Source organism: Curvibacter gracilis ATCC BAA-807 (genome assembly GCF_000518645.1).
Lineage (GTDB): Bacteria > Pseudomonadota > Gammaproteobacteria > Burkholderiales > Burkholderiaceae_C > Curvibacter > Curvibacter gracilis.
The window spans coordinates 53,378-76,091 of the sequence record NZ_JADZ01000015.1; the positions used below are offsets into that span (position 1 = coordinate 53,378).

Sequence of the window (22,714 nt, forward strand, 5' to 3'; positions counted from 1 at the left end):
GACGCACAATCGGGGCCTGCCCAGCACGCCCCCGACCATGAGCGACACCCCCACCGACCTCGACCGCATCGACCTGCGCATCCTGCAAGTGCTGCAGGAAGACGGGCGCATCTCCAACCTCAAACTGGCCGAGTCCGTGGCCCTGTCACCCACTGCCGTGCTGGCCCGGGTGCAGCGCCTGACCCGCGAGGGCTACATCCTGGGCTACGAGGCGCGGCTCAACCCGCTCAAGCTCGGGGCCGGGATGATGGTGTTTGTGGAGGTGCTGCTGGACCGCACCACCCCCCATGTGTTTGAAGAGTTCCAGGCCGCGGTGCAGGTGCGCCCCGAGATCATGGAGTGCCACATGGTGGCCGGCGGATTCGACTACCTGCTCAAGACCCGCATGGCCGACATGGCCTCGTACCGGTCGTTTGCCGGCACGGTGCTGTGGCAGTTGCCGGGGGTGCGCGAGACACGCACCTACGCAGTGATGGAAGAGGTGAAGAACACCACCCACCTGAAGCTGCTCTAGGGCCGCCAGGGTGACCAGGCCGGCGTCGGGCGTGCTTGATATGGATGCCCCCATCGCGCCGGTGCCCATGCCATCCCCAGGCATCAGCGCCCTGGACGGGGGCGGGCTCAGCGCGCCACGGCCCCCATGATGGCCTTGACCTCGAGGAAATCCCGGAAGCCGTGCTCGCCCCACTCGCGCCCGTTGCCCGACTGCTTGTAGCCGCCAAAGGGCGCCGCCGGGTCGGGGCCCGCCCCGTTCAGATGAACCATGCCCGTGCGCAGACGCTGGGCCACGCGCCGCGCATGGTCGAGGCTGCCCGACTGCACATAGCCCGACAGCCCGTACGGCGTGTCGTTGGCCATGCGGATGGCATCGTCTTCGCTGTCGTACGGGATGATGACCAGGACCGGGCCAAAGATCTCTTCTCGCGCAATGGTCATGTCATTGCGCACATCGGCGAACACCGTGGGCTTGACGAAAAAGCCCTTGTTCAGCCCTTGGGGCCGGCCAGTGCCGCCGGCGACCAAGGTAGCCCCTTCGTCGATGCCCTTTTGAATCAGGCCCTGGATCTTGCTGAACTGCGCCTGGCTGGCCACCGGGCCCATGTGCATGCCCTCGGTCAGCGCGTCGGCCACCGGGGTGGCCTCGGCCACGGCCACGGCCTTGGCCAGGGCCATGGCCTGCGCCTGCCTGGCGCGCGGCACGAACAGGCGGGTGGGCGCATTGCAGCTCTGCCCCGAATTCATCAGCACCGCCTGCACGCCCTGCGTGACGGCCCGCTCCAGGTCGGCATCTTCCAGCACGATGTTGGCCGATTTGCCGCCCAGTTCCTGGGCCACGCGCTTGACCGTGTCGGCGGCCGCCTTGGCGACGGCGATGCCGGCGCGGGTGGAGCCCGTGAAGGTCACCATGTCGATGTCGGGGTGCACCGACAGCGCTTCGCCCACGGACGGGCCGTCTCCGTTGACCAGGTTGAACACGCCGGGCGGCACGCCCGCCTCATGCAGCACCTCGGCGATCAGCAGGGCATTGAGCGGCGCCACCTCGGAGGGCTTGAGGACCATGGTGCAGCCCGCCGCCAGCGCCGGTGCCACCTTGCACAGGATCTGGTTGATGGGCCAGTTCCAGGGCGTGATCATGCCGACCACGCCGACGGGCTCGTGCACGATCGCGGTGCTGCCTTGCAGCTGCTCGAACGGGAAGTTTTTCAAGACCTCAAGGGTCGTGGCCAGGTGCGCCACGCCCATCGCCGCCTGCGCGGCCTTGGACAGCCACAGGGGCGCGCCCATCTCCAGGGAGATGGCGGCCACGATGTCGCCGTAGCGCTTCTGGTAGACCTCCAGCACCCGGCCCAGCAGGGTCAGGCGCTCTTCGCGCGTGGTCTGCGAGTAGCTTGCAAAGGCGCGTCGCGCTGCCGCCACCGCCTGGTTCACATCAGCGGCGCTGCCCATGCTGATCTGGGCGCAGACCTCTTCGTTGGAGGGGTTGACGACCTCGTGTATGGCGGGCACGGCGGGGTCCACCCACTGACCATCGATGTAGAACTGGAGGTGCTTTTGTACGGTCATGGGGTCTCCTTGGAGCGTTATGGAGCGGACTGAGGGCGGATGGCGTCGGCAGTGCCTTGGATGAAGGCCTTGATGGCCTCCACCTGATCGCGGGTCAGCTTGCCGGTGAAATCGGGCATGCCGCGTGCGGTGGCCGGCCCGTTGAAGATGAAGCTGGGCAGGTGCTCGATGTAGGCCGCATCCAGGTAGGCCAGGTTGGGCAAGGCCCCACCTTTCTGCACACCGGGCATGCCGTGGCAGGCAAAGCAGTTGGCCACGTACAGGCCCGTGCCTTCAGGCACCTTGGCGGGGTCGTACTTCACGCCTTGCAGCAGCTTGCCGGTGCGATAGGCCACAAAGTCGGGCAGCTTGGCCGCGCCGCCCAGCGCAAAGGTGTAGACGGTGCCGGGCATCTGCTGGTCTGAGGCGCGGTCCGCCAGGCCGTACACACCGCCCCAGCCCACGGCCACGGACACGTATTGCTGGCCGTCCACCAGGTAGGTGCTCGGCGCGGCCAGCACGCCGGTGCCCACCGGGCTCTCCCAGAGCTTCTTGCCGCTGCCAGCGTCATACGCCACAAATCGACCATCTGCCGTGCCCTGAAAGACCAGCTGGCCTGCCGTGGTCAGCGTGCCACCGTTCCACGGTGAGATGTGCTCCACGCGCCAGACCTCCTTTTGCTGCACGGGGTCCCAGGCCAGCAGACGGCCCATGGGCTGGCTCTTGGGTGGCTCGGCCGGAATGGTCTTGGCGGTGTTCCAACCGGTGCCCGACCCCAAGGCCATGGGGCGGGCCTGGTTGAACTTCCACATGGGATCGTCCACCAGCGCCACGGGCACGTGCTGTGCGGGCAGGTAGACCAGCCCGGTCTTCGGGTTGTAGGACATGGGGTGCCAGTTGTGCGCCCCGCTGGGGCCGGGCACGGCATCCGGATCACGGCCATCACGCGCGGCCGCGATGCCGATCGGGCGCCCCTTCTTGTCATAGCCCTTGGCCCAGGTCACCGGGACGAAGTTCCTGGCGGAGATGAACTGGCCATTGGTGCGATCGACCACGAAGAAAAAGCCGTTCTTGGGTGCGTGCAGGATCACCTTGCGCGGTTTGCCGCCGAGCTGGAGGTCGGCCAGGATCATGGGCTGGGTGGAGGTGTAGTCCCAGTTGTCCGAAGGCGTTTCCTGGTAGTGCCATTTGTACTTGCCCGTGTCCGGGTCCAGCGCCACGATGGAGCCCAGGAACAGGTTGTCGCCGCCTTTCGGGCTGCGCGCCTTGGCCGACCAGGGGGATCCATTGCCCACGCCCACGTACAGGGTGTTCAGCTCGGGGTCGAAGACCATGCTGTCCCACATCGTGCCGCCGCCCCCCGCCTTCCAGTATTGGCCGCTGGGGTCCCAGGTTTTGGCGGCGGCTTTCAGCTCAGGCGTCTCGTAGGGCCGGGACGGATCGCCGGGCACGCTGTACCAGCGCCAGCGCTGCTCACCCGTCTCGGCGTCGTAGGCGGTGATGAAGCCCCGCACCCCATATTCGGAGCCCCCATTGCCGATGATGACCTTGCCCCGGATCACGCGCGGCGCGCCGGTGATGGTGTAGGCCCCTCGGTGGCCCTCCAAGGTGTTCTTCTGCCACACCACCTGGCCAGTGGCAGCGTCTAGCGCGATCAAGCGGCCGTCAAAGGCGCCGACGTAGACCTTGCCCTGCCAGAGTGCCACACCCCGGTTGACCACATCGCAACATCCGTTCTTGGCCAGCGCGGGGTCGATCTGGGGGTCGTATGTCCAGATCTTCCGCCCGGTGCGCGCGTCGATGGCGTGCACCACGCTCCACGAGGCGGTCTGGTACATCACGCCGTCGACGACGACCGGTGTGGCCTCCACACCGCGCGTGGACGCCAGGTTGTACGACCAGACCAGGCCGAGCTGTTGAACGTTGCCGGCATGGATCTGATCCAGGCGGCTGTAACGCGTCTCGGCATAGTCGACGCCCGTGGTGGGCCAGTCGGCCGTCTTCTGCTCATTGGCGCGGATGAAAGCTTCGTCCACGCGCTTCACGGGGGTCGTGCGTGCGCCCGCGTCGTCTTGGGCCCAGGCAGAAAGCGCCCACAGGCTGATGAACAGGGCAGGAATGGCGGTGCCAAGCATCTTGTCTCCTCGAAGTTGTGGCTCGCAAGCCCGGTCGGGACACCGGTGCACGCCCAGCCTTTCTGAACGCCGGGGCACGGACTGCTCAGGCCTTGTTCTGGCGCCTGGGTGATTTGCGATGGAAGCCGCCGGAGATCATGTCGTGGCGCAGCGCTGCCAAGCGGCTTGTCGCCGCCACACCCGCCGAGCGCGCTGCCATGGCGCCTCGCCGGTTATTCGAGGACGGCCGCGCGCCCTTGGAGTCTCGAAAAACAGAGCCCATGGCCCCATGCGAAGGGGAGGAGACGGGCGCTTGAAGACCCAACCGCCATCCGGTCAGGACGCAGCCCGACACCGGACGTCAGATCCGGTGCGGCCGCCTGCGGATCGTGCTCACGCCGCCGGGTAGCTGCGCCCGCCAAAGATGGCCGTTCCCACGCGCACCATGGTGCTGCCGGCGTGGATGGCGGCCTCCAGGTCGCCGGTCATGCCCATGGACAGGGTGTCGAACTGATCCGCCCCCGGCAGGCCTGCGGCGCGCACCGCATCGAACAGGGCCCGGGCACGCAGGTGCACCTGCTTTTGCGCCTCGAAATCAGGCTGGGGTTCGGGGATGGTCATCAAACCGCGCAGGCACAGGCGCGGCAGCAGTGCCACCTCGCGGGCCAGGGCCAGCACCTCGTCGGGCGCCACACCCGATTTGCTGGGGCCGCCGTCGATGTTGACCTGCAGGCAGATCTGCAGCGGCGCCTGCTCGGCCCCGCGCTGCTCGCTCAGGCGTTGGGCGATCTTCAGCCGGTCCACCGAGTGCAGCCAGTCGAAATGGGCCGCCACCAGCCGGGTCTTGTTCGATTGCACCGGGCCGATGCAGTGCCATTCGGGGCGCGGGCGCAGGGGCTCGGGGGGGGCGTCCAGGGCCTCGATCTTGGCCACGCCTTCTTGCAGATAGTTCTCGCCAAAGGCGTGCTGGCCGGCCGCGGCGGCCTCGCGCACCGCCTCGGGGCCAAAGGTCTTGGACACGGCCAGCAGGCGCACACTGCCCGGTGCGCGCCCGGCTGCCTCGCAGGCGCGGCGGATGCGCTCCTGCACAGCTTGGAGGTTGTTACCAATCATCGTCATAATTACCCGGGAGCGTAGCAAACTATCAAAGAGGAAAGAGGGTTTCCGTGGATATCACCCAGCTGCTGGCATTCAGCGTCAAGAACAAGGCCTCCGACCTGCACCTGTCGGCGGGCTTGCCGCCGATGATCCGGGTCCACGGGGATGTGCGCCGCATCAATGTGGACGCGCTCGACCACAAGACCGTGCACGCCATGGTGTACGACATCATGAACGATTCGCAGCGCAAGGCCTACGAAGAGTTCCTGGAGGTCGACTTCTCGTTCGAAATCGAGGGTCTGGCGCGCTTCCGGGTCAATGCCTTCAACCACCAGCGCGGCTCGGGGGCGGTGTTCCGGACCATTCCGTCCAAGATCCTGACGCTGGAGCAGCTCAACGCGCCCAAGATCTTTGCCGACCTGTCGCTCAAGCCGCGGGGCCTGGTGCTGGTGACCGGGCCGACCGGCTCGGGCAAGTCGACCACGCTGGCGGCCATGGTCAACTTTCTCAACGAAAGCGAGTACGGCCACATCCTGACGGTGGAAGACCCGATCGAGTTCGTGCACGAATCCAAGAAATGCCTGGTCAACCAGCGCGAGGTGGGGCCGCACACCCTGAGCTTCAACGCGGCTCTGAAATCCGCCCTGCGCGAAGACCCGGACGCCATCCTGGTCGGTGAAATGCGCGACCTCGAAACCATCCGCCTGGCCATGACGGCGGCCGAGACGGGCCACCTGGTGTTCGGCACCCTGCACACCTCGAGTGCGGCCAAGACGATCGACCGGATCATCGACGTGTTTCCGGCCGAAGAGAAGGAAATGGTGCGCGCCATGCTGTCGGAATCGCTGCAGGCCGTGATTTCGCAGACCCTGTGCAAGACCAAGGACGGCCAGGGCCGGGTGGCGGCGCACGAGATCATGATCGGCACCAGCGCCATCCGCAACCTGATCCGCGAGGCCAAGGTGGCGCAGATGTACTCCGCCATCCAGACCGGCAACAGCGTGGGCATGCAGACCCTGGACCAATGCCTGACCGACCTGGTGCGCCGCAATGTGATCAGCGCCGCCGAGGCCCGCAGCAAGGCCAAGACGCCGGAGAACTTCCCGGGCTGAAATCGTTTGCGAACACCACAACAACACACAGGGAGTCACCCATGAAAGGCATCCTCGGACTGCTCAAACAGAAAGCCGCACAGCGACCGGAGGATCCCCAGGACTCGGTCCTGTTCTCGACCGCCTTTGCCGGCCAGGGCGTGGACTCGGCCATGCTGGTGCCCTGGGAGGCCCGCGCGGTCGAAGTGGGCGCCAAGCGGCTGTCGGCCGCCCAGGGCAGCAAGATGCTGCAGGCCCTGTGGGCACGCGACAAGTACATGGCGCAGCTGCCGACCGATGGCATCGAGCGCATGGAGCGCTTCTTCGACTTCGCCACCGTACCGGCCAACCGCGACCTGATCCTGCAGGACGAGTACGGCAACTTCATGGTGGTGCTGCTCAACGGCACCATTGCGGTGGACCGGGTGCAGCCCTGGGGCGAGCACCTGCGCCTGGCCGAGACCCGGCCCGGAGACATCCTGGGCGAGATGTCGCTGCTCGACAGCGGCATCCGCTTCTCGGCCTGCACCACGCTGACGCCCTGCGACGTGGCGGTGCTCAACGCCGATGCCCTCGACGAGATGATGACCCAGGCGCCCCAACTGGCCGCCAGTCTGGTGGCCTTGCTGGCCCGCAAGCTCTCACTGCGCCTGCGCGTGGTGAGCGCGCGGCTCAGCGACCACCAGAAATAGACACAGCCCCCACAGCAGGACTTCCCCACATGGAACGCGATCAGGCGAGCAAATTCATCAACGATCTGCTCAAGCTCATGGTGAGCAGGAACGGCAGCGACCTGTTCATCACGGCCGAGTTTCCGCCCGCCATCAAGGTGGATGGGCGCATCACCAAGGTCTCGCCCCAGCCGCTGACCTCGGTGCACACCGTGGCCCTGGCCCGCTCGATCATGAACGACAAGCAGGCGGCCGAGTTCGAGCGCACCAAGGAGTGCAATTTCGCGATTTCGCCGGCCGGCATCGGCCGCTTCCGCGTCAACGCCTTTTTGCAGCAAGGCAAGGTCGGCATGGTGCTGCGGGTGATCCCGATGACCCTGCCCACCATTGACGACCTGGGCCTGCCCCAGGTGCTCAAGGAGGTGGCCATGACCAAGCGCGGCCTGTGCATCATGGTGGGCGCCACCGGCTCGGGCAAGTCGACCACCCTGGCCTCGATGGTGGACTGGCGCAACGAGAATTCCTACGGCCACATCATCACGGTCGAAGACCCGGTCGAGTTCGTGCACCCGCACAAGAACTGCGTGGTCACCCACCGCGAGGTGGGCCTGGACACCGACAGTTGGGAGGCCGCGCTCAAGAACACGCTGCGCCAGGCCCCCGACGTGATCCTGATGGGCGAGATCCGCGACCGCGAGACCATGGAGCATGCCGTGGTGTTCGCCGAGACCGGCCACCTGTGCCTGGCCACGCTGCACGCCAACAGCGCCAACCAGGCGCTGGACCGCATCGTGAACTTCTTCCCCGAGGAGCGGCGCGATCAGCTGCTGATGGACCTGTCGCTGAACCTGCGCGGCATGATCTCGCAGCGCCTGATCCCCAAGCAGGACGGCAAGGGCCGGGCCGCCGCGGTCGAGGTGATGCTGAACACCCCGCTGATCTCCGACCTGATCTTCAAGGGCGAGGTCTCCGAGATCAAGGAGATCATGAAGAAGAGCCGCAACCTGGGCATGCAGACCTTCGACCAATCGCTGTTCGATCTGTACGAGAGCAACGTCATCACCTATGAAGACGCGCTGCGCAATGCCGACTCGCTGAACGACCTGCGCCTGCAGATCAAGCTCAACAGCCAGCGTGCCCGCAACCAGGACCTGTCGGCCGGCACCGAACACTTCGCCATCGTCTGAATCCGCGCCGCCGGCAGCTCCCAAGGGGGCGCCGGCGGCTTTTCTTTTTCGAAACCCCACCCACGCTTTCACACCACCATGTCCAGCACCAACGCACGCACTTACGAAGCCACCCCCTCCCTCAAGGTCGCCTTTCTCGGCCTGGGCGTGATGGGCTACCCCATGGCCGGCCACCTGGCCCTGGCCGGTCACCAGGTCACGGTCTACAACCGCACGCCGGCCAAGGCCGAGGCCTGGGTGAAGGAATTTGCCGCCGCCGCCGCCCCCCGCGCTGCGGCCACGCCCCGCCTGGCCGCCCAGGACGCCGACCTGGTGTTCTGCTGCGTGGGCAACGATGACGACCTGCGCTCGGTCACCCTGGGCGCTGACGGCGCCTTCGCCGGCATGAAACCCGGCGCCGTGTTTGTCGACCACACCACGGCCTCGGCCGAGGTGGCCCGCGAACTGGCCACCGCCGCGCGCCAGATCGGCCTGCGCTTTGTCGATGCCCCGGTGTCCGGTGGCCAGGCCGGGGCCCAGAACGGCCTGCTGACCGTGATGTGTGGCGGCGAAGCGGCCGCCTTCGAAGCGGCCCGCCCGGTGGGCATGGCGTTTTCACGCGCCTTCACCCTGCTGGGTGAAAGCGGCGCCGGCCAACTGGCCAAGATGGTCAACCAGATCTGCATCGCCGGTCTGGTGCAGGGCCTGTCCGAGGCCATTGCCTTCGGCCAGAAGGCCGGGCTGGACATGCCCCAGGTGCTGGACGTGATCGGCAAGGGGGCGGCCCAGAGCTGGCAGCTCGACAACCGCGGCAAGACCATGGTGGCCGACCAATTCGAGTTCGGCTTTGCCGTCGACTGGATGCGCAAGGACCTGGGCCTGGTGCTGGACGAGGCCAAGCGCAACGGCGCGCGCCTGCCGGTGACCGCGCTGGTGGATCAGTTCTACGCCGATGTGCAGCAGATGGGGGGCCGCCGCTGGGACACCTCCAGCCTGATCAAGCGCCTGCGCTGAAACAAGAAAGCCGGCCCCAGGCCCCTGGGGCCCGGCAGCCGGCCTGCTGGCCAGGGGCAGCGCGCCCCGGCCCCGATCAACCGCCCGTCTTGGCCGGCTCGGTGTTCTTCGGCGGGGTGGGCATCTGGGTCTTGAGCTCTTCTTCGGTGATGATCTCAAACAGACGAACCACCTTCTGCACCCCATCGACACCGCGGGCGATCTCGGTGGCCCGGTTGGCTTCGCGCTGGGTCACGCGGCCCATCAGGTAGACCACCTGACGCTCGGTCACCACCTTGAACGAGTTCGAGATCAGGTCACGCGCATCGACCAGGCTGGCCTTCACCTTGCCCGAGATCAGGGTGTCGCGCGAGCGGTCGCTCAAGGGGCTGGCAATGCCCACCACCAGTTCGTTGTAGACACCGCGCACATTCTCGACACGTTGCACGATCTGCTCGGCCTTCTGCTTGGCTTCGGCCGTGGTGGCCTCACCGGTCAACAGCACCCGTCGGTTGTAGCTGGTGACATTGACATGCAGACCATCGCCCAGCGCCTCGTGCAGGCGGTTCACCGAGCGCAGTTCGATGCCCTCGTCTTCCACCTGCGCGCCGGAAGTACGGCGGTCGGTCGCGACCATGCCGGTCATGACGGCACCGCCGGCCACCAGCGGGAAGCAGGCCGTGAGCTGACTCACCAGGGCGGCGCCCGCCAGGGCAGCCAAGGCCACCCGTGTCAAACGTTGATTCATGTTGGAAGCTCCTGTTCACCAAGTAATTGGGCGTCCACCCCGTCGCAGATGCAATGCAGCACCAGCAGGTGGACCTCCTGGATGCGCGCCACGCGATCGTGCGGGACGCAGATATGGACATCGGTTTCGCGCAGACCCGCGCCCAGCGCACCGCCGCTGCGCCCCGTCAGGGCCACCACGGTCATGTCGCGCTCATGGGCGGCCTCGACCGCCGCCTGCACGCTGGGCGACTGGCCGTCGGCCGACAAGGCCAGCAGCACGTCGCCGGCCAGGCCCAGGGCCCGCACCTGGCGCGCGAACACCTGGCGGTAGTCCTGTTCGGCCTGGGCGCTGAGGGCGGCCGCGTCCGTGCCCAGGGCCAAGGCAGCCAGTTCGGGGCGTTCGCGCTCGAACTGGCCCACAAAGCTGGCGGCCGCATGCTGGGCCAGGGCCGAGGAGGCGCCGTTGCCGCAGACCAGGACCTTGCAGCCACTGGTGACACAGGTCATGACCGCCTGCACGGCGTCGGCAATGGGCTTGCTGAGGATCTGGGCCGACTGGTATTTCAGGTCGGCACTGTCGATGAAGTGCTGTTGGATGCGTTGCTCGAGCATGGGCGCCGATGATACCCCCGCACCATGCCCGCTTGATGGCAGAAACCAGGGTTGTCGGGCGGGTCAAGCGGCCGCGCGCCCCCGAGGCCATCAAGAGGCATCGAACGCCGCCTGCAGCCAGTGCACCGTGCCTGGCGCATCGCCCTCGACCGAGACCACATCGAAACGGCAGGGCGGCGGCGTGGCCAGGCGCATCAGGTAGTGGCGTGCCGCCAGCACGATGCGGGCCTGCTTGGTGGCGCCCACGCTGGCGGCCGCACCGCCATGGGTGTCGGCACGCCTGCGCCGCACCTCGACAAAGACCAGCGTGCCGTCGCGCGCACGCATGATCAGGTCGATCTCACCGCCACCGCGCCCGGGCGTTCGATAATTGCGCTGCAGCAGGCGCAAGCCCGCCGCCTGCAGGTGCTGCAAGGCCTGCTGTTCGGCGAGTTCGCCCTGTGCCCGCGTGGTCGGGCGGGCCGGCCCAGCCGGCTTCTTTCCAAGGAATCCCATTGAGCGCCTCTTTTGTTTCCGCCCTGAATGCCGCCCGCGAGGCGGCCGCCCCGCAGCATTACCCCCAGGGTACCCTGTACGTGGTGGCAACGCCGATCGGCAATCTGGCCGACATGACCTTGCGTGCCCTGCACGTGCTGCAACTGGTGGATGCGGTGGCCTGTGAGGACACCCGCCACACCCAGGCCCTGCTGCGCGCCTATGGCATCGACCGGCCCGGCGCCCAGTTGCTGGCCGTGCACCAACACAACGAGGCCGAAGCGGCCCAGATGGTGATCGAGCGCCTGCAGCGCGGCGAGCGCATCGCCTACGCCAGCGATGCCGGCACCCCGGCGGTGAGCGACCCGGGCGCCCGCCTGGTGCAGGCGGTGCAGGCCGCCGGCCTGCGCACCGTGCCCCTGCCTGGGGCCAGCAGCGTGACCACCCTGCTGTCGGTGGCCGGCGTGGCGGCGCAGGCACAGCAGGCCAGCGGCTTTGTGTTTGCCGGCTTTCTGCCCACCAAGGCCGGCGAACGCGACCACGCCGTGCAGGCCCTGGCCGGCGAAGCGCGGGCCGTGGTGCTGCTGGAGGCCCCGCACCGCATCGAAGACCTGGCGCGCGCCTTGGCCGTGCTGGGCCCACGCCGCGTCACGCTGGGGCGTGAGCTGACCAAGCAGTTCGAAGAGGTGGCCACCCTGCCCGCCGAGGGCCTGAGCGCCTGGCTGGCGGCCCAGCCTCAGCGCACCCGGGGTGAGTTCGCGGTGCTGATCCACCCGCCCGAGGCCGTGGTGCAGGACCATGGCGACGAGCTGCGCGTGCTCAAACTGCTGCTGGCCGAGCTGCCCCTGAAGACGGCAGCCCGGCTGTGCGCCGAGATCACCGGGGGCTCGAAGAACGCGCTCTACCAGCAGGCCCTCGAACTGAAGAAAGGCCAGCCGGCCGAAGAGTGACGGGCTTCAGCCCGGCATGCCCGGCAAGGGCTTCTTGCGCCCAGGCTTGCGCCGGGCCGCAGGAGCCGCCGGGTCTGAACCCGGGCCCGCATCGGCCGCAGCATCAGACGCCACCTCAGCGGACGGCAAGGGCTGCAGCTCCTCGCAGGTCAGCGGGTCGACCTCGGCCGAGCCCGGCGCACCAGGGGGGCAAGGCGACAGGGCTTCGGGCACGATCTGCGGCACCAAGGAGCTGGTGGGCCAGGTGCGTTCGGCCTCGGCCAGCATCCAGCGGGTGCGCTCGATCAGGAAATCCAGAAACGCGCGGGTGCGCGCCGGCACGAACTTGCGGCTGGGCATGGCCGCATACAGCGTGAAGCGGGCCGTGATCCAGGGCGCCAGCACACGGCGCAGCTGCCCGATGCGCAGGTAGGGCGCGGCCAGGTCCATGGGCAGGGCGCACACGCCGGCGCCATTGAGGGCCGCCTGCAGCACGGTGTCGGTGTGGTCGGCCACCATCACCGGGTCGACCTGCAGGTCCAGCACCCGGTCACCGTCCTCGGGGTTCATCAGACGCCACACCCCTGGGCGCATGCTGGGCAGGCGCAGGCGCAGGCAGGCGTGCTGGCGCAGGTCTTCGGGCTGGCGGGGGGTGCCGGCGGCGCGCAGGTAGCGCGGCGAGGCGCAGACGATGCCCACACTCGACACGATGGGGCGGGCAATCACATTGGCGTCGTACTCGCTACCGGCCCCCAGCAGGGTCAGGTCAAAGTCTTCGATGGCCAGCTCGCTGGCCGAGGCCGTGTGGATGTCCAGCGAGACGCGCGGGTGCAGGCGCCGGAACTCGGCCACCTGGGGCGCCAGGATGTGCACCGCCATCACCGGCTGGGCCTGGATGCGCAGCAGACCGGCCACCTCCTGGGTGTGCTCGCGCATCGAGGCCTCGGCCTCTTCGATGTCGCTCAGGATCAGGCGCAACCGCGTCAGGTAGGCCTGTCCGGCCTCGGTGAGCGCGTTCTTGCGGGTGGTGCGCTGCAACAGCCGCGTGCCCAGGTGCTGCTCCAGATCGTCCACCAGGCGCGTCACCACGGCGGGCGACAGGTCCATGCGGCGGGCGGCGGCGGCAAAACCGCCTTCGTTCACGACGGCCTGAAAAACCTTCATTGACTGCAGGCGGTCCATGGGGCGGCTCCAGAAATGGTTGACGTGGCAAAACGTCCATTATTTCTGAAACCACCCCCTTTCAACCCAGGTTGGCTGGTGAATTGCAGCGCTGGCCCCCAATGCCGGCGGTCACCGGCAGGGCAGCCCCTGAGGCAGCCGGGCCGGTCAGCCCTTCGCCATGACCACAAGTTTGCCTGCAGGGTCACCGATTCACATTCTGTTCTTCCAGAGAATCGCCCTTAAAACAGAATAATTTTCTGAAATTACTCAATTCACCCTAGAATTTTCCGGATGGACAGAATCGATCGGAAAATTCTTCAGGTGCTGCAATCCGATGCGCGCACCAGCCTGCAAGACATCGGGCAGGCCGTGGGCCTGAGCCCCTCGCCCTGCTGGGGGCGCATCCGCAAGCTCGAAGAGGCCGGCGTGATCGAGGGCTACACCGTGCGCCTCAACCCCCAGGCCCTGGGCCTGAACGAGACGGTGCTGGTGCAGGTCACGCTCGACAGCCACTCGGACAACACCCTGGAGAAGTTCGGCGAAACCCTGGCCGCCATCCCCGAGGTGGTGGAAGCCCTGCTGGTGTCGGGCGAGTACGACTACCTGCTCAAGGTGGCGGTGCGCGACACCCGCGACTACGAGCGCTTTCTGCGCGAGCGCCTGTACCAGATCAAGGGCATACGTCACAGTCAGTCGCGTTTTGTGTTGCGCACGCTCAAGAAAGCCGATCTGCCGCTGGGCCTGTGACACCCGGCAGCACCGTGGCTTGTTTATGATCGCGGGTTGCGCCCGGCGTGCCATGGCCGCCCAGGGCTCTGAATTTCAGCCTGTCATCCATTCAACCCCGATCCCAAGCGGATCCCCCACCCAGGAGACCCCATGTCCAGCAGCCAAGACAACGACAGCCAACAACGATTCGCCCTCGGTTTTCTCGCCGTCCTGATCCTGCTGGTGGTGGGTTCGGTGGTGGGCACCGTGGTCACCAAGTTCGGCGTCCGCCACCCGGCCCCGGCTGCCGCAGAAGCCCCAGCCGCCGTGGCCGATGCCGTGGTGGAAGTGGCCTCGGTCAAGGTCGAGAACGGCGTGGTCAAGTTCTTCTTTGCCACCAACAGCGCCGACGTGGCCGAAGGTGCGCAACAAGCCCTGGCCGAAGTGGCCCAGGGCCTGGCCGCTGGCCGCAAGGCCGCCATCTCGGGCTTCCATGACGCCACCGGCTCGGTCGAGCAGAACGCCGAACTGGCCAAGCAACGCGCCATCGCCGTGCGCGAAGTGCTGAAAGCCCTGGGCGCCAGCGAAGAAGCGATCGAACTGCGCAAGCCCGAAGTCAGCACCGGCACCGGCACGGAAGCCGAAGCCCGCCGCGTGGAAGTGATCCTGCTGCCGGCCAACTGATCAGCCCCCAGGCCTCACGCCCCGAACAGCCCGGCTTGCCCGGGCTTTTTCATGCCTGCGTCGCCCCTGAGGAACGGTCAGCCGCCACCAGCGCCTTCACCGGCTTAAAAACGCCCGCCGTATATCGTGCGATACGTTCGAGGGCCTGGAGAATATGCTCCAGGTAGTCAGGCACACGCAGCGCCTTGTTCATACCGCAACGGCCTCGGCGAGCACGGCGCCGCGGAATTTCTCTGGCAGCGCCTTCGGGGTCAGCACATCGACCGACACGCCCAGCAGCTGTTGCAACTCGACCTGTATCGCGGCCACATCCATCAAGGTCGTCTCAGGCGTCGGGTCAATCAGGAGGTCCAGATCACTGCCATCGGTGTCCAGCCCGTGCAGCACCGAACCAAACACGCGAGCGTTGCAGGCGCGATGCAAGGCCACCACGCGCCGGATTTCGGAACGGTTCATGGCCAGAGCGACGGAGGGCTTCATACACGCTCCTACAACGGAATTCGGTTGGACGCCAGAAGCCGGTATTTCGCACCGGCTCGGCGGGCCCATTGTGCCAAATGTGCCAAATGAGGAAACGGCGCAGCGAACTCAGGCTCCCCTCAGCCCATGTGCCCGTACGCCAGCCCGGAGGCCACGCCGCCGAACAGGTCGCCTTCGACCAGGGGCACGCCCGGGAAGGCCTGGGCCAGGGCCTGCTGGAACGGGCGCAGGGCCGATGAACCACCGGTGAGGTACACGGCACCCAGTTGCTGCGGCTGCAGCCCGGCCGCGCTCACGCATTGCAGGGCGCAGGCCACCACCTGTTGCAGCAGCCCGTCCAGATGGCGGGCCAGGTCCTCGGGGCTCAGGCTGGCCTGCAGGCCGGCCTCGATCAGGGACAGGTCGATGGTCTGCGGCCCCTGGCCGGACGAGCAGCCGATCTTGGCCTGCTCGACGCTGTTGGCCAGGCGGTGGCCGTGGCGCTCGCGCAGCACGGTCATCAGGCGTTCGTGCAGGCGCAGGTCGCTGTAGTCGACCTTGAGCTCGGCCGCCTCGCGCACCGCCTTGGGCGTCTGCTGCCAGTGGATCAGGTGCCAGGTGGCCAGGTCGAAGAACACGCGGCTGGGCACCTCGCGCCCCTTGGGGCCCAGGTGGCGGTAACCCAGCAAGGGCATGACCTGCTCCAGGTTCAGGCGCTGGTCGTAGTCGGTGCCGCCGATGTGCACCCCCGAGGTGGCCAGGATGTCGGCCGTGCGGTCGGCCTGGGCGATGCGCTGCGGGCCCAGGCGCACCACGGTGAAGTCGGAGGTGCCGCCCCCGATGTCGACCACCAGCACCAGGGTCTCGGCGCTCAGGCGGCGCTCGTAGTCGAGCGCGGCGGCAATCGGTTCGAGCTGGAAACCCACCTCGCTGAAGCCGCAGCCGGCGGCGGCCTGCAGCAGCATGTCCTGCGCCAGCTGGTCGCGCTCGGCGTCGTCGTCCACGAAGTGCACCGGGCGGCCCAGCACCAGGTGGCGCGGCAGCCCACCCAGCTGGGCCTCGGCGCGGCGCACCAGCTCGCCGAGGAACATCGAGATGATCTCCTGGAAGCTGATCTGCTGGTCGTTCACCGCCGTCTTCTCAAGCAGCAGCGGGCTGCCCAGCAGGCTCTTGAGCGAGCGCATCAGCCGGCCTTCGGTCTCGCTCAGGTAGCAGGCCAGGGCGTCGCGCCCGTAATGCACGGTCTTGTCTTCGGCGTTGAAGAACAGGGTGGTGGGCAGGGTGGTGGCCTGCCCCTCCAACACCATGAGGCGGGCGTCCTGCCCCGGCTGGGCCCAGGAGGCGGCCGAGTTGGAGGTTCCGAAGTCGATGCCCAGCGTGCCGGGAAGTGTGCTTGCCATGAAATACCTGAACGCCCCGGCCGCCCCACAGGCCCGCCGAGAACAAAAAAATCGAAGGCCGGGATTGTGTCACAGCCCTGGCGGGGCCCACGCAGGCTACGCTTGGGCCACCATGTCGAAAGCTACTCCCTACCCCGCGATGCCCCCTGCCCGCCAGGCCTGGGCCGTTTGTGCCGGCCACTTCCAGCCGCTGCACCGCCATGACCTGGCCCTGATCCAGACCGCGTTGCGCCACGCCCAGCGCGTGGTGGTGGTGCTGGCCGGCGCCTGGCTGGCGCGCAGCCCGGCCCACCCCTTGAGCTGGGGCGAGCGCGCCGACCTGATCCGCGCCTCACTGCCGCCGCGCGAGGCCGAGCGCCTGCGCTTTCTGCCCCTGCGCGAGCTGGGCGAGGCCGATCGCAACGCCCAGGCGCTGCGCGACGGCGTGGCCCGCCTCAGCGGCGAGGCACCGGACACAGTGCTGCGCGTGCTGCCCGCAGGCACGCCCGAAGCCGCCTGGTGGCAGGCCATGGCGGCAGCCCCGGTGCTGCAGGCCGACGCCGTCGAAGCCAGCCCCTGGCCCGATGAGGCCGCGCTGCGCGACCTGTGGTTCAACGCCGACAGCCCCGCGCGTGGGCTGGCCCGCCTGGCGCCCCTCCTGGCGCCGGACACCCTGAAGGCGCTGGGCGATCAGGTCGACACCGCGCGCTACGAAGCCTTGCGCGCCGAATGGCGCACGCTGCGCCAGCAGCGCGAGGCCTGGGCCGTGGCGCCCTACCCGCCCGTGTTCGTGACGGTGGACGCGGTGGTGCGCTGTGCCGGCCACGTGCTGCTGATCCGGCGCGACCGCCACCCGGGTGCGGGCCTGCTGGCCCTGCCCGGCGGCTTTCTGGAACAGCAGGACACCCTGCTCGAATCAGCCCTGCGCGAGGTGCAGGAGGAAACCCGGTTGGCGCTGCCCCTGGCCGAGTGGCGTGCCGCCCTGCAGGGCGTGGCCGTGTTCGATGCCCCGGGCCGCAGCCAGCGCGGGCGCACCATCACCCATGCGCACTTCTTTGACCTGGGCAGCCGCCCCCTGCCCGCCGTGAGCGGGGACGACGACGCCCGCGAGGCCCTGTGGGTGGCGCAGCAGGACCTGGCGGGCCTGGAAGAGCAGTTCTTTGACGACCACTTCGTGGTGCTGGACCACTTTCTGCACCTATTGCCGGGTTGAGGCCGCCGGGGGCTCTGACGTCACGGCGGGCGCCGCCAGCGCCCAGAACGCGTCCAGTTCGGCATCCAGCCGGGCCACCACCGAGGCATCCAGCGCGCCGCGCTCGGTGTGCTCATGCACGATGGCCATCACCTCGGCGGGTGACAGGCCGGCCCGGTAGGGACGGGTCTGCACCAGGGCCTGGAACACATCGGCCACGGCCACGATGCGCGCCTCGATCGACAGCTCGCCGGCCAGGTGGTAGGGGTAGCCCGAGCCATCCACGCGCTCATGGTGCTGGGCCGCCCACAGGGCGACATCTTCCAGGCCGTGGATGGTGCGCAGGATGCTGTAGGTGTCAAAGCTGTGGCGCTTCATGACAGCGTACTCCTCGGGCGTGAGGCGGCCTGGCTTGTCGAGCAGCTCGTCGGGCACGCGCAGCTTGCCCAGGTCGTGCAGCAGGCCGGCCAGTTCGAGCATCTCGCAGCGCCGCTCCGCCAGGCCCAGGCGCTCGCCCAGGGCGCGCGAGAGCCGGGCCACGCCCTCGGAATGCTCGCGGGTGAAGGGGCTCTTGGCGTCGACGATGACCGAAAAGATGCGCACCAGGCTGCGCAGCTCGGCAAAGGGCACGGCGCGCACCTGGTCGTGGGCGATCCATTCGTGGGCATAGCCGCGCACCTGCTCGCTCTCCAGGCTGAACCAGAAGGCCTCGCTCGCCGAGGCCTGCAAAAAGGCATCCACCAGCTCGGGGCAGAACCAGTCACCCCGCCGGGCCGCGATGGCCTGGCGCGTGTCCTCGCGCCCGTACAGGATGTTGGACTGGTCCTTGAGCGCGGCCAGGGTCAGGATGTCGGTGCGGTCCACCAGGTAGATGCAGTTGGCCGCCAGCTTGACCTCGTCACTGAGCGGCAGCGCCTGCAGCGCGCTCCAGTGCGTGTGGTGGTGCAGCACGATGTCGGCCAGCGAGGCCAGGGAGGGGCAGCTGCGCAGCAGCTCGGCCCCGATGCGGCAGTGCTCGGCCTCGCCCTCCCACTCGAACTGGGTCAGGCGGCGGTGGATGTAGGTGCGTGACACCCCGCTGTCGTGCAGCATGCCGGCCTGGAACAGCCGGTCCAGGCGCTCGGGCGCCCAGCCCAGCACCTTGGCGCACTCCACCGCCATATAGGCCACCCGCTTGCCGTGGTGGATGTGGGTCACCCCCACCAGATCGAGGGCATCGGACAGCGAATAGATGACGTCGCGCAGATTGACCTGGAATGTGGACATGGACAATGGGCAAAAAGTGACGCCCCATCGTCCGCTGGGGCCCTGGCACTGTCAAGCCGTTCGGGCAAACGTTGGTCAGCGAGCCCGTCAAAAGCGGTCATCCAGACCTTGCGGTGAGCTTCTCAGTCTTCCTGACAGAGGCCGCCCGGCAATATCGTCAACCCACCCTCAACGCAACACACTCGACATCGCCGCCAGCGCATTCAGGCTGCGCACCGCGTCCTGCACGCTGGCGCAGGGCAGGCTGAGGGTGTCGCCGTCTTCGCGCTGCACGGCGGGCCAGAGGCTGAACACATCGGCCAGGGCCGGGGTCTGGCATTGCACGCGCAAGGTCAGCGGCCCCGGCAGCGTCCAGGCCGGGGGAGCCCCCTCGCCCTGCAGGCGCAGCAGGGCCTGGCGGCTGGCCTGTTCGATCTCGGCGCAGGCGGCCTGGGGCGACAGCGAGCGACCACTGCGCGCGCCATCCGACCACTTGAGCACACTCATGTCGGTGTGCGGCAGCAAGGCGGTCACCTCGTCGGCCAGCACGTTGCAACCGCTGACCAGCAGCACCGGCACGCCCAGCTCGCCGGCCAGGGCCGCGTACAGGCCCACCTCGCCCAGTTCCAGGCCGCCCAGCCAGACGCGGGCAAAGGCGAAGCTGTTGCTGGTGTGGGCCAGCACACCGCGGGTCTTGGCGCGGGCGTGCCAACCGATCATGAGCACGCCGTCCACGTCCTGTTCCACCCCCGCCATCATGCCCAGGGTGCGCGGCTTGCCCTGGATCAGCTGGGCCCGCGGGTCCAGCAGGTCGGCCAGCAGGTTGCCGAAGTGACCGTGCGAGTCGTTCACCAGCACCTCGCCGGCGCCGCCGGCCAGGGCGCCGCGCACGGCGGCATTGGCCTCTTCGGTCATCCAGCGGCGGGCGCGTTCGTATTCGCCGTTGCCGGCCTGGGTCTGCTCGGGGCGCCAGACACCGGCCACGCCTTCGATGTCCATGGAAATCAGGATCTTGGGTGCAGACATGGCTTCAGTCTTTCGGGTGGAGCAGCGCCCAGGGCGCTTGGGTCAGCAGTTCAGGCGCCACGGAAGTGAGGGCGTGGCGGTGGTGGCCGTCGCGCCCGCTCAGGGGCACGGCCGCCCACAGCGCGTGCACGATGGCCTGCTCGGTGGCCTCGGCGGCGGCCTGGAAGAACAGGTCCAGCGCGCTTTCGTGCAGCAGGGTGACGCTGGGCATGGGCTGGTCGGCGCGCTGCGGCAGGCGGTAGGCGGTGGAGAAGGCCAGGGCCACATCGCCGCTGCCGTGGCCGTAGTCCGAGCCGGTGCGCGCCAGGCCGGCGGCCGAGCGCCGGGCCACGCGCTGCAGTTGGCGGGCATCGAGCGGGGCATCGGTGGCCAGCACGATGATGATGGAGCCACGCTCAGGCCCCGGCGCCTCGGCGCTGGCGATGCGCTGCTGCAGCACCGGGCCGATGCGGCAGCCGGCCAGGGTCAGGGCCTCGGGCCGGCCCTGGTTGGCCAGCACCAGGGCGCCCAGGGTGTGGCGACGCCCTTGCCACTCGAACTGGCGCGAGGCCGTACCGATGCCGCCTTTGAGCCCGTGGCAGGACATGCCCCGCCCGGCGCCCACCGCGCCCTGGGCAAAGCAGGCGCCCGCACCCGCCTCGCGCGCGGTCTGCAACGCCTGCAGCACATGCGACTCCTGCAGCGCCAGGGCCTGGGCATCGTTGAGCCAGCCGTCATTGCACTCGAAGACCAGCGGGTTCAGGGTGGGCAGGCTACGCGCCAGCTCGGGCTGGTGGGCGATGGCATCGCGGATCAGCGCGGTGCTGGCCGTGCCCACGGCGAAGGTGCTGACCAGGGCGATGGGTGATTCGATCTGGCCCAGCTCCTGCACCTGCATCAGGCCGGCGCTCTTGCCAAAGCCGTTGATCACGGCCAGGCCCGCCGGCAGCTTGTTGAGGAACAGATCGCCCGTGGCGGGCAGCAGCACGGTGACGCCGGTCTGCACCGCCCCTTCGGACAGGGTGACGTGGCCCAGCGACACGCCGGCCACATCGGTGATGGCGTCCAGCGGGCCGCTGGCCAGGGTGCCCAGCTGGGGCGCACCGAGGAAGCTGCGTTGCATGGCTCAGTTCCGGTCGAGCTTGGGGTCGAGCGCGTCACGCAGGCCGTCGCCCAGCAGGTTGAAGGCCAGCACGGTGACGAAGATCGCCAGGCTGGGGAACAGCGCGATGTGCGGGGCATTGAGCATGTCGGCCCGCGCCTCGTTGAGCATGGCGCCCCACTCGGGGGTGGGCGGCTGCGCCCCCAGGCCCAGGAAGGACAGGCTGGCCGCGGTGATGATGGAGGTGCCGATGCGCATGGTGAGGTACACCACCACCGAGGACACTGTGCCGGGCAGCAGGTGGCGCAGCATGATGACGGCATCGGTGGCGCCGATGGAGCGCACCGCTTCGATGTAGGTCTGGTGCTTGAGCGCCAGCACATTGCCACGCACCAGGCGGGCAAAGGCCGGCACGCTGAACACGGCCACCGCCACTATCACGTTGACCATGCCATTGCCGAGGATGGCCACGATGCCGATGGCCAGCAGGATGCCGGGGAAGGCGAACAGCACGTCGGACATGCGCATCACGATGCGGTCCCACCAGCCTTCGTAGTAGCCGGCCAGCAGGCCCAGGCCGGTGCCGATCACCGCGCCCACCGCCACCGAGATGAAGCCGGCGGCCAGCGAGATGCGCGTGCCCAGCAGGATGCGGCTGAAGATGTCGCGCCCCAGGGCGTCCACGCCGAACCAGTGCGCCGCGCTGGGCGGGCTGTTGAGCGCGTCGTAATCGAAATAGCCTTCGGCGTCGTAAGGGGCCAGCCAGGGGGCCAGCACGGCCACGGCCACCAGCAGCAGCACAAAGCCGCCGGCCCACAGGGCCACACGCTGGCGCTTGAACTGGCGCCAGAACTCTGCCGCCGGGGTGCGGACCTGCTGGGCAGCCACGGGGCTGGCGGGGGTGGGTTGTTCAGTCATTTACTTGAATCGGATGGTCGGGTTGATCAGGGCGTACAGCAGATCGACCACCAGGTTGATCAGGATGAACTCGAGCGAAAACAGCAGCACCAGGGCCTGGATCACGGGGTAGTCGCGCATGTCCACCGCGTCGACCAGCAGGCGGCCCATGCCGGGCCAGTTGAAGACCACCTCGACCACGATGGAGCCGCCCAGCAGAAAGCCGAACTGCAACCCCATCATGGTGACCACCGGGATCAGCGCATTGCGCAGCCCGTGCTTGACCACCACCACCGTCTCGGACAGGCCCTTGGCGCGGGCCGTGCGCACGTAGTCTTCTTTCAGGATGTCGATGAAGGAGCTGCGCGTGAAGCGCGCCATCACCGCCGCCACGCCCGCGCCCAGGGTGAGCGAGGGCAGGATGTAGTGGCGCCAGCTGTCGGCCCCCACCGTGGGCAGCCAGCCCAGTTGCACCGAGAACAGCTGCATCAGCAGCATGCCCAGCGCGAACGACGGAAACGAGATGCCCGACACCGCCAGCGTCATGCCCAGCCGGTCGGGCCAGCGGTTGCGCCACACGGCCGACACCATGCCCAGCACCCCGCCCAGCAGCACCGACCACACCATGGCCGCCACCGTGAGCCACAGCGTGGGCGCAAAACGCTCGGCGATCTCGGTGGACACCGGCCGCTTGCTGCGGATCGAGGTGCCGAAATCGCCCTGCAGCGCATGGCTGAAAAAACGCAGGAACTGCTGGTGCAGGGGCAGGTCCAGCCCCAGATCCTGCCGCACCAGCTCCACCGTCTCAGGCCCCGCCTCCGGCCCCGCGGCCAGCCGCGCCGGATCGCCCGGCAACAGGTGCACAAACGAAAACACCAGCACCGCCACGATCAGCAGCGTCGGCAACAGCCCCAGCAGGCGCCTGAAAAGGTAATGGATCATGGATCTCAAGCTCAATC

The 22,714-nt window shown here is 68.2% G+C and carries 24 protein-coding genes; 9 read left to right on the forward strand and 15 right to left on the reverse strand.

The window, feature by feature from the left end; all coding sequences use genetic code 11:
- The first annotated feature begins 37 nt into the window (after window positions 1-37).
- Complete coding sequence (locus L880_RS0113275) at window positions 38-514, forward strand: Lrp/AsnC ligand binding domain-containing protein (protein WP_027476098.1); 477 nt, start codon at window positions 38-40, stop codon at window positions 512-514.
- A gap of 107 nt (window positions 515-621) precedes the next feature.
- Here L880_RS0113275 and L880_RS0113280 read toward each other — a convergent pair whose 3' ends face one another.
- The 3 genes from L880_RS0113280 to L880_RS0113290 form a co-directional block, all read right to left on the reverse strand.
- Entirely contained in the window at window positions 622-2,064 is a 1,443-nt protein-coding gene (locus L880_RS0113280) for an aldehyde dehydrogenase family protein (RefSeq protein WP_027476099.1), read from the reverse strand.
- Window positions 2,065-2,081: 17 nt separating this feature from the next.
- Window positions 2,082-4,178, reverse strand: a complete 2,097-nt coding sequence (locus tag L880_RS0113285) for a PQQ-dependent dehydrogenase, methanol/ethanol family (protein WP_027476100.1) — start codon at window positions 4,176-4,178, stop codon at window positions 2,082-2,084.
- A gap of 372 nt (window positions 4,179-4,550) precedes the next feature.
- Window positions 4,551-5,276, reverse strand: coding sequence for a YggS family pyridoxal phosphate-dependent enzyme (locus tag L880_RS0113290; RefSeq protein ID WP_027476101.1), 726 nt, complete (start codon window positions 5,274-5,276; stop codon window positions 4,551-4,553).
- A 47-nt stretch (window positions 5,277-5,323) separates the two neighbouring features.
- Between L880_RS0113290 and L880_RS0113295 the strand changes: the two genes are divergently transcribed.
- The 4 genes from L880_RS0113295 (at window position 5,324) to L880_RS0113310 (ending at window position 9,197) form a co-directional block, all read left to right on the forward strand.
- Window positions 5,324-6,367 carry a type IV pilus twitching motility protein PilT gene (locus L880_RS0113295; protein WP_019575766.1) on the forward strand — a complete coding sequence of 348 codons (1,044 nt, stop codon included), beginning with the start codon at window positions 5,324-5,326 and terminating at the stop codon, window positions 6,365-6,367.
- 41 nt (window positions 6,368-6,408) lie between these two features.
- A complete protein-coding gene (locus L880_RS0113300; protein ID WP_027476102.1) occupies window positions 6,409-7,038 on the forward strand; it encodes a cyclic nucleotide-binding domain-containing protein in 630 nt (209 codons plus the stop codon).
- Window positions 7,039-7,067: 29 nt separating this feature from the next.
- On the forward strand, window positions 7,068-8,204 hold the full coding sequence (locus L880_RS0113305; RefSeq protein ID WP_027476103.1) for a PilT/PilU family type 4a pilus ATPase: 1,137 nt from the start codon (window positions 7,068-7,070) through the stop codon (window positions 8,202-8,204).
- Between the two features lie 78 nt (window positions 8,205-8,282).
- Window positions 8,283-9,197 carry an NAD(P)-dependent oxidoreductase gene (locus L880_RS0113310; protein WP_027476104.1) on the forward strand — a complete coding sequence of 305 codons (915 nt, stop codon included), beginning with the start codon at window positions 8,283-8,285 and terminating at the stop codon, window positions 9,195-9,197.
- 76 nt (window positions 9,198-9,273) lie between these two features.
- On the opposite strand, the gene L880_RS0113315 is transcribed toward L880_RS0113310, so the two are convergent.
- From L880_RS0113315 to L880_RS0113325, 3 genes are all read right to left on the reverse strand, one after another.
- On the reverse strand, window positions 9,274-9,924 hold the full coding sequence (locus L880_RS0113315; RefSeq protein ID WP_027476105.1) for a BON domain-containing protein: 651 nt from the start codon (window positions 9,922-9,924) through the stop codon (window positions 9,274-9,276).
- Window positions 9,921-10,517 carry an SIS domain-containing protein gene (locus L880_RS0113320; protein ID WP_027476106.1) on the reverse strand — a complete coding sequence of 199 codons (597 nt, stop codon included), beginning with the start codon at window positions 10,515-10,517 and terminating at the stop codon, window positions 9,921-9,923. The genes L880_RS0113315 and L880_RS0113320 overlap by 4 nt, the downstream gene beginning before the upstream one ends.
- A gap of 90 nt (window positions 10,518-10,607) precedes the next feature.
- Entirely contained in the window at window positions 10,608-11,012 is a 405-nt protein-coding gene (locus L880_RS0113325) for a YraN family protein (RefSeq protein WP_027476107.1), read from the reverse strand.
- Between L880_RS0113325 and rsmI the strand changes: the two genes are divergently transcribed.
- A complete protein-coding gene (gene rsmI, locus L880_RS0113330) occupies window positions 11,012-11,941 on the forward strand; it encodes a 16S rRNA (cytidine(1402)-2'-O)-methyltransferase (RefSeq protein WP_027476108.1) in 930 nt (309 codons plus the stop codon). The genes L880_RS0113325 and rsmI overlap by 1 nt on opposite strands.
- A gap of 6 nt (window positions 11,942-11,947) precedes the next feature.
- Here the strand turns inward: rsmI and L880_RS0113335 are convergent, their stop codons facing one another.
- Entirely contained in the window at window positions 11,948-13,102 is a 1,155-nt protein-coding gene (locus L880_RS0113335; protein WP_027476109.1) for a LysR substrate-binding domain-containing protein, read from the reverse strand.
- A gap of 273 nt (window positions 13,103-13,375) precedes the next feature.
- Here L880_RS0113335 and L880_RS0113340 point away from each other — a divergent pair, with 273 nt between their 5' ends.
- Both L880_RS0113340 and L880_RS0113345 read left to right on the forward strand, forming a co-directional pair.
- Window positions 13,376-13,831 (forward strand): Lrp/AsnC family transcriptional regulator, encoded by a 456-nt coding sequence (locus L880_RS0113340; RefSeq protein ID WP_027476110.1) that lies wholly within the window; start codon window positions 13,376-13,378, stop codon window positions 13,829-13,831.
- 132 nt (window positions 13,832-13,963) lie between these two features.
- Window positions 13,964-14,476 carry an OmpA family protein gene (locus L880_RS0113345; protein ID WP_027476111.1) on the forward strand — a complete coding sequence of 171 codons (513 nt, stop codon included), beginning with the start codon at window positions 13,964-13,966 and terminating at the stop codon, window positions 14,474-14,476.
- A 49-nt stretch (window positions 14,477-14,525) separates the two neighbouring features.
- Here L880_RS0113345 and L880_RS35630 read toward each other — a convergent pair whose 3' ends face one another.
- The 3 genes from L880_RS35630 to L880_RS0113355 all read right to left on the reverse strand — a co-directional run bounded on the left by L880_RS35630 (window position 14,526) and on the right by L880_RS0113355 (window position 16,335).
- Entirely contained in the window at window positions 14,526-14,669 is a 144-nt protein-coding gene (locus L880_RS35630; protein WP_019575755.1) for a hypothetical protein, read from the reverse strand.
- Window positions 14,666-14,956: a nucleotidyltransferase family protein gene (locus L880_RS0113350; RefSeq protein ID WP_027476112.1), complete on the reverse strand. Its 291-nt coding sequence runs from the start codon at window positions 14,954-14,956 to the stop codon at window positions 14,666-14,668. Before L880_RS0113350 ends, L880_RS35630 begins: the two co-directional genes overlap by 4 nt.
- A gap of 119 nt (window positions 14,957-15,075) precedes the next feature.
- The gene (locus tag L880_RS0113355; RefSeq protein ID WP_027476113.1) at window positions 15,076-16,335 is read right to left on the reverse strand and encodes an Hsp70 family protein; all 1,260 of its coding nucleotides are present in this window, start codon (window positions 16,333-16,335) and stop codon (window positions 15,076-15,078) included.
- Between the two features lie 112 nt (window positions 16,336-16,447).
- On the opposite strand from L880_RS0113355, the gene L880_RS0113360 reads away from it, so the two are divergent.
- A complete protein-coding gene (locus L880_RS0113360; protein ID WP_245615138.1) occupies window positions 16,448-17,527 on the forward strand; it encodes an NUDIX domain-containing protein in 1,080 nt (359 codons plus the stop codon).
- Here L880_RS0113360 and L880_RS0113365 read toward each other — a convergent pair.
- The 5 genes from L880_RS0113365 to gsiC all read right to left on the reverse strand — a co-directional run bounded on the left by L880_RS0113365 (window position 17,513) and on the right by gsiC (window position 22,697).
- Complete coding sequence (locus L880_RS0113365) at window positions 17,513-18,772, reverse strand: HD-GYP domain-containing protein (RefSeq protein WP_027476115.1); 1,260 nt, start codon at window positions 18,770-18,772, stop codon at window positions 17,513-17,515. The two genes, L880_RS0113360 and L880_RS0113365, sit on opposite strands and share 15 nt — an antisense overlap.
- A gap of 168 nt (window positions 18,773-18,940) precedes the next feature.
- Complete coding sequence (locus L880_RS0113370; RefSeq protein ID WP_027476116.1) at window positions 18,941-19,777, reverse strand: M55 family metallopeptidase; 837 nt, start codon at window positions 19,775-19,777, stop codon at window positions 18,941-18,943.
- 4 nt (window positions 19,778-19,781) lie between these two features.
- On the reverse strand, window positions 19,782-20,879 hold the full coding sequence (locus L880_RS0113375; RefSeq protein ID WP_027476117.1) for a DmpA family aminopeptidase: 1,098 nt from the start codon (window positions 20,877-20,879) through the stop codon (window positions 19,782-19,784).
- 3 nt (window positions 20,880-20,882) lie between these two features.
- Complete coding sequence (gene gsiD, locus L880_RS0113380; protein WP_019575746.1) at window positions 20,883-21,776, reverse strand: glutathione ABC transporter permease GsiD; 894 nt, start codon at window positions 21,774-21,776, stop codon at window positions 20,883-20,885.
- The gene (gene gsiC, locus L880_RS0113385; protein ID WP_019575745.1) at window positions 21,777-22,697 is read right to left on the reverse strand and encodes a glutathione ABC transporter permease GsiC; all 921 of its coding nucleotides are present in this window, start codon (window positions 22,695-22,697) and stop codon (window positions 21,777-21,779) included. It abuts the gene before it with no gap.
- Between the last annotated feature and the right edge of the window lie 17 nt (window positions 22,698-22,714).